Origin of the sequence: Bacillus sp. MUM 13 (assembly GCF_001866725.1) — a bacterium.
Classification (GTDB): Bacteria; Bacillota; Bacilli; order Bacillales; family DSM-1321; genus Peribacillus.
In genome coordinates this window covers 1-12,321 of record NZ_MLYQ01000154.1, presented here as the reverse complement: position 1 = coordinate 12,321, position 12,321 = coordinate 1, and the positions used below count along the sequence as shown (strand labels likewise).

General features: G+C 40.4%; 12 protein-coding genes and 2 pseudogenes. 4 read left to right on the top strand and 10 right to left on the bottom strand.

The window, feature by feature from the left end; all coding sequences use genetic code 11:
• Positions 1 to 142 precede the first annotated feature (142 nt).
• Complete coding sequence (locus BIV59_RS22155) at positions 143 to 928, top strand: SDR family oxidoreductase (RefSeq protein ID WP_071353623.1); 786 nt, start codon at positions 143 to 145, stop codon at positions 926 to 928.
• Positions 929 to 983: 55 nt separating this feature from the next.
• Here BIV59_RS22155 and rbsB read toward each other — a convergent pair whose 3' ends face one another.
• The 8 genes and pseudogenes from rbsB to BIV59_RS23415 all read right to left on the bottom strand — a co-directional run.
• Entirely contained in the window at positions 984 to 1,901 is a 918-nt protein-coding gene (rbsB, locus tag BIV59_RS22150; RefSeq protein ID WP_071353622.1) for a ribose ABC transporter substrate-binding protein RbsB, read from the bottom strand.
• Positions 1,902 to 1,913: 12 nt separating this feature from the next.
• Positions 1,914 to 2,885 carry a ribose ABC transporter permease RbsC gene (gene rbsC / locus BIV59_RS22145; protein ID WP_071353621.1) on the bottom strand — a complete coding sequence of 324 codons (972 nt, stop codon included), beginning with the start codon at positions 2,883 to 2,885 and terminating at the stop codon, positions 1,914 to 1,916.
• A 1-nt stretch (position 2,886) separates the two neighbouring features.
• On the bottom strand, positions 2,887 to 4,368 hold the full coding sequence (locus BIV59_RS22140; RefSeq protein WP_071353620.1) for a sugar ABC transporter ATP-binding protein: 1,482 nt from the start codon (positions 4,366 to 4,368) through the stop codon (positions 2,887 to 2,889).
• Positions 4,369 to 4,385: 17 nt separating this feature from the next.
• Entirely contained in the window at positions 4,386 to 4,781 is a 396-nt protein-coding gene (gene rbsD, locus BIV59_RS22135; protein ID WP_071353619.1) for a D-ribose pyranase, read from the bottom strand.
• 1 nt (position 4,782) lies between these two features.
• Complete coding sequence (gene rbsK / locus BIV59_RS22130; protein WP_071353624.1) at positions 4,783 to 5,661, bottom strand: ribokinase; 879 nt, start codon at positions 5,659 to 5,661, stop codon at positions 4,783 to 4,785.
• On the bottom strand, positions 5,654 to 6,643 hold the full coding sequence (locus BIV59_RS22125; RefSeq protein WP_071353618.1) for a LacI family DNA-binding transcriptional regulator: 990 nt from the start codon (positions 6,641 to 6,643) through the stop codon (positions 5,654 to 5,656). The genes rbsK and BIV59_RS22125 overlap by 8 nt, the downstream gene beginning before the upstream one ends.
• Before the next feature lie 275 nt (positions 6,644 to 6,918).
• Positions 6,919 to 7,465, bottom strand: a pseudogene (locus tag BIV59_RS22120) (T6SS immunity protein Tdi1 domain-containing protein).
• A 117-nt stretch (positions 7,466 to 7,582) separates the two neighbouring features.
• Positions 7,583 to 7,642, bottom strand: a pseudogene (locus BIV59_RS23415) (polymorphic toxin type 15 domain-containing protein); the annotation flags it as partial.
• 157 nt (positions 7,643 to 7,799) lie between these two features.
• Here BIV59_RS23415 and BIV59_RS22115 point away from each other — a divergent pair.
• From BIV59_RS22115 to BIV59_RS22110, 3 genes are all read left to right on the top strand, one after another.
• Positions 7,800 to 8,021, top strand: coding sequence for a DUF5381 family protein (locus tag BIV59_RS22115; protein ID WP_071353617.1), 222 nt, complete (start codon positions 7,800 to 7,802; stop codon positions 8,019 to 8,021).
• Between the two features lie 30 nt (positions 8,022 to 8,051).
• Positions 8,052 to 8,249 carry a DUF5381 family protein gene (locus BIV59_RS24600; RefSeq protein ID WP_170846230.1) on the top strand — a complete coding sequence of 66 codons (198 nt, stop codon included), beginning with the start codon at positions 8,052 to 8,054 and terminating at the stop codon, positions 8,247 to 8,249.
• Positions 8,250 to 8,655: 406 nt separating this feature from the next.
• Positions 8,656 to 9,594: a hypothetical protein gene (locus tag BIV59_RS22110; RefSeq protein WP_071353616.1), complete on the top strand. Its 939-nt coding sequence runs from the start codon at positions 8,656 to 8,658 to the stop codon at positions 9,592 to 9,594.
• Positions 9,595 to 10,411: 817 nt separating this feature from the next.
• Here the strand turns inward: BIV59_RS22110 and BIV59_RS22105 are convergent.
• Both BIV59_RS22105 and BIV59_RS22100 read right to left on the bottom strand, forming a co-directional pair.
• Complete coding sequence (locus BIV59_RS22105) at positions 10,412 to 10,897, bottom strand: DUF6985 domain-containing protein (protein WP_071353615.1); 486 nt, start codon at positions 10,895 to 10,897, stop codon at positions 10,412 to 10,414.
• A 5-nt stretch (positions 10,898 to 10,902) separates the two neighbouring features.
• Positions 10,903 to 12,321 (bottom strand): HNH endonuclease (locus BIV59_RS22100; RefSeq protein ID WP_170846229.1); only part of this gene is annotated, 1,419 nt, incomplete at its 5' end.

Genomic DNA, 12,321 nt, shown 5'->3' with positions numbered 1-12,321 from the left:
GGAGTCTCGCACCTTACACTCCAATCAACCTGGCTTAACAATAGGATCTCATCCCAACATTCATTCAAAAAAAGATTTTCAAATATGTTTCTGCCAAGTTATTTAGGGGAAAAGATGTATCAAAAAAGGAGAATGATATGTTATGGGAGAAATCATGAAAAATAAAGTGGCACTAATTACAGGTGCAAGTTCAGGCATCGGCAGGGCAGCTGCATTGAAGCTTGCCGAAAATGGGGCAAAAATCATTCTGGTGGATATAAAAGAAGACAATGCTGTAGAAGTAAAAAAAGAGGTTGAAGACCTTGGAGCAGAAGCAATTATTATCGAAGCGGATGTTTCCGTGCCAGAGCAGATGGAACATGCTTTCCACCGCACAAACGAGGAATTCGGAAGTATTGACTTTGTATTTGCGAATGCCGGCATCAATGGCGTCATCGCCCCTATTGAAGATATTTCAGCAGACGATTTTGATACAACCATACATACCAATTTAAGAGGAACTTTCCTTACCCTTAAATATGCCATTCCTTATATGAAGGAAAAAGGAGGAAGCATCGCAATCACAAGCTCTATCAACGGAAACCGGACATTCCGCAACTTTGGGTTCTCCGCCTACAGCACATCAAAGGCTGGCCAGGTTGCATTTGGAAAAATGGCCGCCCTTGAATTGGCTAAATACAAGATACGGGTCAATATCATTTGTCCAGGAGCTATTGATACAAATATTGACAGCAATACATTTCCCGAAGACGAAAACCTTAAGAAAATCAAGATTCCGATTGAATATCCAGAAGGCAGCCAGCCGCTGGAAAATAAGTCAGGGACTCCTGAGCAAGTGGGCGATTTAGTCCTTTTCCTTGCTTCCAGCATGTCTTCACATATTACCGGCACAAAGGTATATATCGATGGTGCTGAATCTCTTCTATAAGCGGATTTTTATACACGAAAAAAGGAAGCTTCTCTTGCAAGCTTCCTTTTTTTCGTTATTTTTTGGTTACAAGCTTAAGCGGAGCAGGTATCATTTTCTCAACTTTTTTGCCTTTCAAGACATCTCTTCCGGCTTTCACCGCAAGCTGTCCGATCAGTACAGGCTGCTGAGCGACAGTCGCTTCCATCTTGCCTGCTTTGATGCTGTTTAAGGCATCTTCATTTCCGTCAAAGCCAATGACCATGATATTTTTTCCTGAACTATTAATGGCCTCTATTGCACCCAAAGCCATTTCGTCATTATGGGCGAAGACCGCTTTTATGTCCGGATGTGCCTGAATCAGGTTTTCCATGACATTCAAGCCCTTGGTCCGGTCGAAGTCTGCGGACTGCTTGGCAGTGACTTTTAAGTTCTTATCAGCAATATTGTGGAAGCCTTTTCCTCTTTCACGTGTAGCTGAAGCCCCTGGCACACCTTCGAGTTCAGCAACCTTGGCATTTTTCCCAAGCTTTTCAACTAGATACTTTCCTGCCATTTCTCCGCCCTTAATATTATCGGAGGCAACAAGAGTTTTCACCTTTCCTTTATCTGCGGAACGGTCAAGTGTGATGACCGGGATGCCAATATTATTGGCAGACTGCACCGCTGCCGATATAGCAGCAGAGTCAGTCGGGTTAATCAGCAATATGTCGGAGCCCTGCTGAATTAAATCCTCCACATCACTCACCTGCTTGGCAGAGTCGTTTTGCGCATCGACTACCTTAACCTGCATGCCAAGCGCTTTTGCTTCTTTTATGACCCCATTCTTCAAATCAACGAAAAACGGGTTGTTTAATGTGGATACAGAAAGACCTATTTTAACATCCTTAAGATTCTTTTTTTCAGCAGGCTTTGCCCAGCCTGGCGGTTCCAATGAGCAGGCACTTAAAAGCATAAGTGTTAAAGAAACAATTAAAACCAGTAATTTTTTCATAAAAGCCCCTCCTTATGCTGATTTCTTGCGGTCCAGTAATACCGCAATGATGATAACAATTCCTTTGACTACCATTTGATAGAAGGAAGATACACCAAGAAGATTCAAGCCGTTATTTAACGTTCCGATGATCAAGGCACCAATCAGTGTGCCGAAAATTCTTCCCTTACCGCCTGACAGGCTTGTGCCGCCCAAAACAACCGCAGCGATTGCATCAAGCTCATAAGATGTACCTGCAGTAGGCTGTGCTGAATTCAGGCGGGAAGTAAGGATAGCACCTGCCAACGCGGCAAGCATGCCTGACAGACCGTAAATCATAATCTTCACACGCGGAACTTTTATTCCAGAAATCAATGCGGCCTTTTCATTTCCTCCGATAGCGTAGGTTTTACGGCCAAAAGGAGTTTTTTGAAGGACGATGAATAAAACAGCAAATGCCAAAATCATGGTGATGGCAGGCACCGGGATGCCAAGGAAATATCCGCGGCCGAATAACTGAAACAAATAATTATCTCCTAAGCCTGTAATCGGATTTCCGTCTGTATAAACAAGGGTCAGACCCCTGAAAGCTGTCATTGTTGCGAGAGTTGCAATAAATGGTGCCATTTTTCCTTTGGTAATAAGGATTCCATTGACCATTCCCATAATTCCGCCAAGAACGCAGCCGACAATGATGGCAAGGATCGGATCAAGGCCAGCTACAATCATGCCTGCGCTTAACGAGCTTGACAGCGCAAGAATGGCGCCGACGGAAAGATCAATGCCGCCTGTAAGAATGACAAAGGTCATGCCAAAAGCGATTAGCGCATTGATGGCAACTTGCCTTAATAGATTAAGAATGTTCAATGGTTCTAGAAAGCTCGGATTTAATATGGATACAATGATTAGCAGGATTAGCAATCCAAGCAGCGGCCCAAGCTTTTGAGTCATCGAAGAGACAAAATTGGGTCTAGCTGCTGCAGCACCTTCATTAATAGATTTCATCTCACTGGCCTCCTGTTGCGAATGTCATAATTTTTTCTTGCGTTGCTTCATTTTTAGATAATTCACCGGTAATTTTCCCTTCATGGACCACAAGGATCCGGTCGCTCATGCCGAGGACCTCAGGCAGTTCAGAGGATACCATGATGATGGCTACTCCGCGTTCTGTCAGTTCATTGATGAGCTGATAAATTTCCCGCTTCGCTCCGACATCCACCCCTCTGGTAGGCTCGTCCAGTATAAGCAGCTTCGGTCCGATGCCGACCCATTTGGCGATTACCACTTTCTGCTGATTTCCTCCGGATAATGTTCCGGCACTATTTTCAGCGCTTTCTGTTTTGACAGTCAGCCGCTTAATCAGCATGTTCACGAAATCACTTTCATTTTTCCCATTAATGATTCCTTTAGGGGCAAAGCTGTAAAGAGAAGGCAAAACGACATTTTCCCTGATCGAGAAATCCAATATCAGCCCTTCATCTTTTCTGTCTTCCGTGATGAAGCCCATGCCAAGCTTAACTGCCTGATCAGGAGATTTGATTGCCGTTTTTTTGCCATTCATCCAGATTTCTCCGCTGTCAATTGACTCAAGGCCAAAAATGGCACGCATGATTTCCGTCCGGCCCGCTCCCATCAATCCTGAGAAACCGACAACCTCTCCCGCACGGACTGTAAAACTGATATCCCTGAATTGGCCTTTTTTTGTTATGTTTTTCACCTGCAATACGTCTTCGCCGGGTTTTGATTGCCGTTCAGGAAAACGGTCCGTCAATTCCCGCCCTACCATCTTTCTCACAACTTCATCAAAATGGGTGTCCGGAATGGCTTTGGTATCAACGGTCCTTCCATCACGCATAATGGTAATCCGGTCACAGATGGCGAATATTTCTTCCATTCTATGAGAAATATAGACAATCGAAACTCCCTGGCTTTTAAGGGAAGCGATTACTTCAAAGAGCTTGCCGATTTCCCTTTCCGTCAGGGCTGCAGTCGGCTCATCCATGATAATGACCTTGCTGTCTGTCATTAAAGCTTTGGCAATTTCAATCATCTGCTGCTCACCGACCGAACAGCTTCCCGCTTCCTTATCCAGCGGAATGGACACAGCCAGCCGTTCAAACTGCTTTTGCGCAAGCGCTCTCATTTCCTTTATTTTTAGAAAGCCGAGCGGCGATTTCAATTCCTTTCCTATGAAAAGGTTATCCAGAACCGTCATATCAGGCCAGATATTCATCTCCTGGTGGATGAAGGTGATGCCGCTTTTCTCGGCTTCTTTCGGATTGGCAAAAAGCGTTTCCTTCCCGTCAATTGCGATTGTACCCCCGTCAAGTGTGTGAAGGCCTGTAAGCAGGTTCATAAGTGTTGATTTACCTGCTCCATTTTCCCCCATTAAAGCATGCACTTCACCATGCTCCAATTCAAAATCGACCCCTGTTAAAACGCGGTTGGCTCCAAATGCTTTATAAATGTTCTTCATGGATATCTGCATGTTATTCACCTCTTTTTTTAGAAAAATACACCAGAATGCAGGATGCAATTCGCATACGGAGTGATTTCTCCTGTCCGGATTACCGCCTTTGCCTGCTTCGTTTTTTGCTTGAATTCCTCGTGTGATACCTGTTCCATCACGGTATCTCCAAAGGAGTTCTGAATAAATTCAAGGGTTTCAGGATTTCCTTCGGAGATTTCTTGTGCCAGCGTAATCTTTTCAATCACCATATCCTCTGAAACGGCTTTGACCGTTTCTATAAAAGAAGGCATTCCCGGTACAAGCGCCAAGTCGATCTTCAGCACCCCATCAGGGATAGGAAGACCCGCATCCGCGATGACGATTGTATCTGTATGTCCCAGGTCTGAAAGGACTTTTGAAATATGGCTGTTTAGCATTCCATGCCGCTTCATTTTACAGGCTCCCCTCTACTTCAGCTCTTGTTGGCATTCCGCCCTGTGCACCGAATTTAGTAACAGATAGCGAAGCCGCCCTGTTAGCAAACTGTATGCTTTGTTCTATACTCTTACCTTCTGCAAGTGCAACAGCAAAGGCTGCATTAAATGTATCTCCAGCACCTGTCGTATCTACAGCTTCTACTTTATAAGAAGGAACAAGCTTTTCCTTTTCTCCATCATGATAGCGCACACCATTTTTCCCCTCTGTAATCAGGAGCTTATTCGGATATTTTTCCAGGCTTGTGTGAATGTCAATTCCTTCAAATAGAACGGATGCCTCAAGCTCGTTTGGAGTCAGATAGGCTGCCTTTTTTATCACATCCTTGCTGATTGGCCTGGACGGAGCAGGATTCAGTAAAAGAGGAACACCGCTTTCAAAGCAAAGCCCGCTGACATATTCAACCGTTTCTTCAGGAATTTCCTGCTGAATCAGCACGATATCAGAGCTTTTGATTACATCTGCCGCCTTTTCCACATACTCCGGCGTCACCAAGTCATTGGCGCCCTTCACAACGATAATGCTGTTATCTCCATCGGCAAGAGTAATATGTGCTGTGCCGCTTTCTATACCTGTAACCGGTTCCATATAATTCACAAGTACATGGTTGTTTTTTAAATTCGCCAGGATTTCTGCACCAAATGCATCATCCCCAACACAGCCGATCATGTGCACATCTGCTCCAAGTCTTGCTGCAGCAACTGCCTGGTTAGCTCCCTTTCCTCCCGGGACCGTTTTAAATGAATATCCTAAAATCGTTTCCCCTGCCTCTGGTCGTTTAGGGGCAGTGACCACCAAGTCCATGGATGCACTGCCAATTACCGTAATTTTAGCCATTGTCATCAACCTTTCTCGTTGTTTGCCTTTCGATGAAGCTGACAGGAAGCTGGATGTTCTTCTCAGCTACATGCTCATTATTAATTAGCCGAATCAAAAGCTTTGCCGCTTCTTTTCCCATTTCATATGCAGGCTGCCTGATCGTTGACAGCGGAGGAAACAGCAGGCTCGAAAGCGGAATATCATCAAATCCGATAATTTGAAGATCTTCCGGTATTGCTTTTCCAATCCTCAATGCTTCGTGCAGGATAGCAGCCGCTGCTGCATCATTGCTTGCGATAACACCATCTGTATCCGGGAAGTCCTTAAAAAGGATTTTGGCGGATTTCTCTCCTTCTTCAAAAGAAAAAGATGAGGTGGCCATCACATTAAAGTTCACATCTGAAACACAAAGCTCCTCGATGGCTCCCTTAAATCTGTCCTGCGCCGTCTGCAGTTCACCGGGCCCTTTAAGCAGGGTAATTCTTTTGCAGCCCCTTTTCACCATTTCCCTAGCGGCAATTTTCCCGCCTTCCATTCCATTGGCAAAAACCGATGGATGGTCATTCGATGTTCTGTCGAGGAACACAACCGGCAGGGAGAGATTATTATAATGATCCCTTTTCGTATGGTTCGTGGCCGAGATGATACCGATTACATTATTCTGTATAAAGGTATCGATATAATCTAGCTCTTTGCTCGGCTTTTCATCTGCATTCCCGATAATCAGCCGAAAACCCTTGGCCTGCATCTCATCCTCCACGCCCCTGGCAAGTTCAGGGAAAAACGGATTTCGGATATCCGGAAGCAGCAAACCTATTAATCTGGACTTCTTTTTATATAGAGATCTCGCGACTTCATTCGGTTTATAATTTAACTCGCGTATTGCATCATTTACCAAAACTCTCGTATCTTCGTGCACATATCCGTTATTATTCAAAACTCTCGAAACCGTCGCTACTGAAACACCCGCTTCGCGGGCCACATCCTTAATCGTAGCCAAAAATCCCACCTCAAATATGTAACCGATTACACATATAGATTATCACACTCTTTTTTATTTTACAACTGATAATTTTTATAACAGAGTTGATACCCCTCTCTCATTTTGGTTCAGTTCCACAAAAGGTTAAAACGATACGACATGATGGAAAAAATCATGAATTTTTTATTAAAGCATCATCCTATGTTTTCTAAGCTTAAAAATTCTAACTAAAAACACCTGTTGCCTAAAAGGCAATCAAGTGCTGATCGATGATTCTAAGCATACTTTCAATATTACTGAACCGGTCCCATAAATTCAGTAATAATAAGGATATGTTCCTTCAAATTTACTTTCTTTAAGTTCTCAACTTTATCTGGTCCACCTAAACCTAGTAAAGGGGTATAACCAAAACATTCGTCATAGTTAGGGGCACTATATTTGCTAAGCGCTTCAGGGTACGGCTGCCACATTAACTCATCGTTCATAAAGCCATTATCTTTTAAGTCATCAAAAAAGAATTCAAATCCTGAAGAAAACAACATTAACATATCCTTTCCTAAAGTTTAATAGATTTACATACTTATTTTTTTCCCATACTATAATATCACCCATTGCGGTTGTAAAAACAGGAATAGCCTGCTCATTCCTTAGATAACTTTTCTCTAAAATATCTAAATAATCGTCTGGATTAATAACTTTTAAAAAGTCATTTGCGAATTTACCAAAACCATACTTCTTCCATATTTCTATTAATTCTTCAGGAAGTTTATCTGTATATTTCAAAAGAACATCTTCAGCCACTGTTTCATGTTTTATAAAATCTTTAAAAATAGTTTCCAAATAAAATACCTCCTTTGATTATTGAGTCAATTTCACATTTAAATGAGTATTATTTAGCTGCTGAGGTGACATATATCTGGCTAATTCCTTAATTTATTCATCAACAAGATCAATTCTCTACCTCCATTGACTACCTATTGATGAATTTATTCTTTTATCTCCCAAACCTCCTATTGTATGCTTTCCAGCAGTGGATGTAGATTACTCCAATGGGCTACGAAGTAACGTAGTATAGATACGTCATTATCACCTATTAGATTGTAAGTGGAATTTCAAGGGAAATAAACTCCATTATGTACTTATATTGATATTTTATTTAGGTGGTATGTTTGGAATGGCATGGGCTGTAATAAAAGGACTTTCCTTTAGCTCGGTTTTTTCATTCACATGGCTAGTAGGTGGAGTAATTTTACTACCTGTTATTATTTACTTGTTCATTTGGTTTATACCAGGATTGCCTCTTGGTAAAGCCATTATCTCTCTTGTTCAAGGACCTAATGACTGTTTCAAAACAAAAAATGGCAACGTCGCATTTACATTAATTAAGGAAGTGTAAGTAAGAAGAAACGGTCTGACGTTAATTAATGTGTTAGTCCTGACAACACATGATGGAAAGAAGTATCGAATTCCGACGTACAATTTAATTGACGAATTGGATGTTGATTCCCTTATTAATCGATATATTTATCCATATATGATACCTGAATCGCAGGCCGTATGGGATCGACAAGTAAATCTTGAACAGTTATCTAAGGAAGTAGAATATAAAAAAAAGTCATTCTAACACATAGAAATGCAAATTATCCTTTTTTATTTATTGGCAAATCCCTTGGTAAACCCTAAGATATATTCTTTATCTCTCTCGCTTAAAGAAGAAATATCAGCTAATATTGTCGCCACTGTCATTTAAATTACCATTTTTTTCATAAATTAGAATCGCGATACCACAAATGATTACGTTTTATTCAAAATCAACCAAGAACTTTAACATAGCCATTTTTTAAACATTTCAACCTTTGTATTTCAAGATTTTCAGACTGAAATACGCATAAGTTCTATCAGTTTTTTTAAGGGTTGCCCAGATATGTATAGCGATATATATATACATTGTGGTATTTATGTAAAAATACTACAATTGAACTATAATAACATTAATAATCTCAAAAAATACTCATTAGGAGGAATGGGTTATGGCGAATCTACATTCCAAGATTGTACCTAAAGATAAGATTGAAGCATTAAAATCAAATGATTGTATTACCTACGAAGAGGAACTTCCTTTTCCGATTGTCCATTACCCCTCTAGGATTGGTGCTTTCTTCGGATTCCAAGAATACGAAAACAGTCCTATATCCTATTGTTCCTGCCAAAGAGACGGGTTAGTGGTCTATTTAAACAATGAAGAATTTGCGACCTTTAGGTATGTTCCTCGGTCCATGCAACTTGCTTTATCAGCAGATTTCATGAAAAACATCAATTTCGTAGATGGTTTGTGCCATATATGCAACAAGGCATGTCCTAAATATGGGTACGGGAAAACATCTGACGGTACCAAATTTCATTCTATTTATGGTAATTATATAAAAGGGTTAGCTTTCAGCTATGGAATCAACCCACGAGGGATTGTTTATTCGCCGGAATTGATACCTGCTGATATAGTTTCACAACTTATTACATGTTCATATGACGATAACAAACTGGACGAACAATCCAGGATAGATTTTTTTAGATATTGCGAGAATGTTATACGATTCAGGATGGGTTATTTTGCAATAGGAGAAAGATGGACAACTGAAATTAAGCTTCTAACAATCATTAAAAAACTTTACCCAAATTACACAGTAATTCACCAATACCCAATAGACCATTTGCGTGCTGATATTTTTATCGAAGAGTTAAACCTTGTTATTGAATACCAGGGAAGACAACATTTTTCCCCTATTAGCTTTATGGGAGGAGATGAAGCTTTAGAAAGAATAAAACTAAGAGACAAGGAAAAAGTTGAAATATGTCATTATTACAAACTTGGATTGATATATTTTGATTACAAGGAGGAACTAAATGAAAAAAGTGTTAAAGAAAAAATTTCTTTAAATTTGGCTCTGTTAAAGGTACTCCCGAAATCTTAGTCTAATTATAATAAGAACAAATATTCGTTGGGTTGAGAGGGTTGAATACGGCATTCAGTAATCTATTAAAACATATCGATAATTTGTCACGAACAGAAAAAGAAATAGTGTTTTAATGGGTAAAATGCTATGTTTAATCTTCTTTTTTACAATATGCTTTAATTTAATTTTCTTAGGATTTCAAACAGTATCCATCTTTCGATTCCCTTTCCCTTTTGTTGAAACTCTTATATATTCAAGAACGTTTAACTTTCCAACCTCCCGTTACCACGAACTTGTCCATTCTCGTTAGTTTGTTAGTTAATAAAAGTCATATGTACTCCTTCCCATAATAGCTCTCGATTCTTAATCAAATTTTGTTGTTATCTCTATCCCGTTTCCGAATAGGAAATCGAAAAAACGAAGCGCACTGACCTAATAACATGAAACAAAAAACATCTTTCATTGAAATAATTGGTATTTAAACCTGAAATAATCAAAGAGAATGTGTTTTTATGGGGACAAGAATGAGTTAAATCAGTAGAAGTATAAATAAAGGTGTAAAACGAAAGATATAGCTTGGCGAAGCTCTTGACTTTTTTGTATTACTTCAAGAAAATATCATATAGTTCGATTCTTGTACTTTTCTCGATAACCAAAGTATTTCATGGTACTCAAGATAGTATAGCTGTCATTAGGTCTTTATTTCACATGAGTTTCTTTCCTGTGTTCAATCAGTCTTAATACATGCAAAAAAGCACTTGATACTCGAAACCAAAATCAAGTGCTATCTTTTAATTCTTTTGTCATCCACTTTTCTATAATCGTAAGGAAAATTTTATAGAACTATATCTTGATATCCTACTTCTTCTACAACTTCATCTTCAATTTTTATACCCAATCCATCCTCAATGTCCCAAGTCACATCGCATAATAACCCTAATCTCCTCTTACCATTCTCCCTTACTCTTCTCACAATTAACTCAGTAGGTTTTACTAATTCTGCTAAGGCAGATACAGAATCTATCTTAGGAGCAATTTTATCTGCTTGTGTTTCATTTTCTAGCATCTCTCTATATTCATCGACATTCTCAATATAGTACTCATAGATTTCATCTTCAACTTCGCTCATTACATGGTTCATGTCTTGAATAAAATTATGGAATGCATCTCTTTGTATAGTTGAAAACACAGCATCTTCATGCGCATCAACACTCAATAGTATTTTTTTTTCGAGGTTAAACATTTTAATAGTCATTTCCCCTCGCCAGAAATTATTTTTATACTCAAGTTTTCCAAACAACTCATCATTAATCATTGTCATTTTATTTACTCTCCTAACTTAACTTTTATGTTATATTCGCCAACTCCACCCAAATGTTTAAAGACTTTATTAATCTTACTTGGTACTAATTGAATTGTTTCCAAATCGTTAAGTTCATGCCAAGTATATTTATTATCTTCTCTCCAATCAGCTATATCGTCCGCTGTCCACTTTTGTTCTGGAGTACTCCATTTTTTGGCTAACTCTTCATCAGCAGTTGAAAAATTAGATTTTCGATCATTAGTCATATTTTCTAATTTGATTTCACCTTTAGAAAATGGAGAAAAGTCTGGCATCCCGTTTTTGTAATCAACACCGTCAACACCAGCTTCATCAAGATATTTTTTTATTTCACCAGTCTTATCTGAGATAAATAACGATTCTGCACGTTCGCTACTCCATTTTCCTTTGTTAACTGGTGTGGTTTTTACCCTTTGCTCATAAGAGCTGTATTTAGGTTCTACTTCAAAACCTTTTGTATATATTGGTCTATCATTAACCGCACCCTCACTACCACCACCCAACTCCTTATTAACCTGCTTCTGTTCCTTCTTCTTCGCAAGCTTCTCTCCAAGCCCCTGCTTCACTTCACTAAGGGTTTTGGTTTCAACCGCTAAGACTTTAGGCTGAATAGGGCCGTTCCCTGCCATTTTCAGTACTTTTGCGCCCACTGGGACATCGACTTTGCCGATTTGTTTGCCGATTTCCCGGAGTGTGTTTTGGGCATTTTTTGCTGTCGCTTGGGCGTATTGTTTGCTGTAGGTGTTGAACGGGATATTTGCGGGCTTTCCGCCAATGAATTTGCTTGCGGCCCCAAGTCCGAGTATGCTGAATGCCTGCATCAGGCTTTGCTGCTTTTGTTCTTCTGTCAGCTTGTTTCCTTGAAAGTCTCTTCCTGTGATACCCTCTGCCATGCCGTTCGCTGCGGTGATCCCATAGAGCCCTTTTTCAGTCTTCTGGAGCGCCGCGAAGCCTTTAGTGGTTTTATAGGCATCCAGGGCATGATCGGCGGCGTTCAGGACTTTGGCCGTTCTGTAGATGGCCACTCCTCCCTTAGCTGCTCTTCCGGCCCATCCTACAAATGGAATAAATCCGGCTAACGCCATAGCCCCGGCCGCAGTACGCTGGGCTGCGGTCAGTTTCGCATGTGTACGAGGGTCAACGCCTTCTGTCGCCCTGATATAGTCGTAATATCCGGTTATTTCGCCGGTAAAGGTCTTTGTTGTGTCCCAGGCTTTTTCATACCATGGGCGATTCTCCTGTTCCTCGAGCTCTTTCGCCTGTTTCCTGGCATTAGCCTGGTCCTTTTTAAATGTCAGATAATCGCTGTTCGCTTTTTTCACATCATCCATCAGCTTGTACACGTCACTGTTTTTATAGGCTTGGCTGTCAAAGGACATAGGCGAGATCTTGCCGCCTTGACT

Coding starts and splice junctions, on each gene's coding strand:
- rbsB (WP_071353622.1), bottom strand. CDS start 1,901: ATGAAAAAATTACTGGTTTTAATTGTTTCTTTAACACTTATGCTTTTA.
- rbsD (WP_071353619.1), bottom strand. CDS start 4,781: ATGAAGCGGCATGGAATGCTAAACAGCCATATTTCAAAAGTCCTTTCA.
- rbsK (WP_071353624.1), bottom strand. CDS start 5,661: ATGGCTAAAATTACGGTAATTGGCAGTGCATCCATGGACTTGGTGGTC.
- BIV59_RS22105 (WP_071353615.1), bottom strand. CDS start 10,897: ATGACAATGATTAATGATGAGTTGTTTGGAAAACTTGAGTATAAAAAT.
- rbsC (WP_071353621.1), bottom strand. CDS start 2,885: ATGAAATCTATTAATGAAGGTGCTGCAGCAGCTAGACCCAATTTTGTC.
- BIV59_RS22115 (WP_071353617.1), top strand. CDS start 7,800: ATGGCATGGGCTGTAATAAAAGGACTTTCCTTTAGCTCGGTTTTTTCA.
- BIV59_RS22155 (WP_071353623.1), top strand. CDS start 143: ATGGGAGAAATCATGAAAAATAAAGTGGCACTAATTACAGGTGCAAGT.
- BIV59_RS22110 (WP_071353616.1), top strand. CDS start 8,656: ATGGCGAATCTACATTCCAAGATTGTACCTAAAGATAAGATTGAAGCA.
- BIV59_RS22140 (WP_071353620.1), bottom strand. CDS start 4,368: ATGCAGATATCCATGAAGAACATTTATAAAGCATTTGGAGCCAACCGC.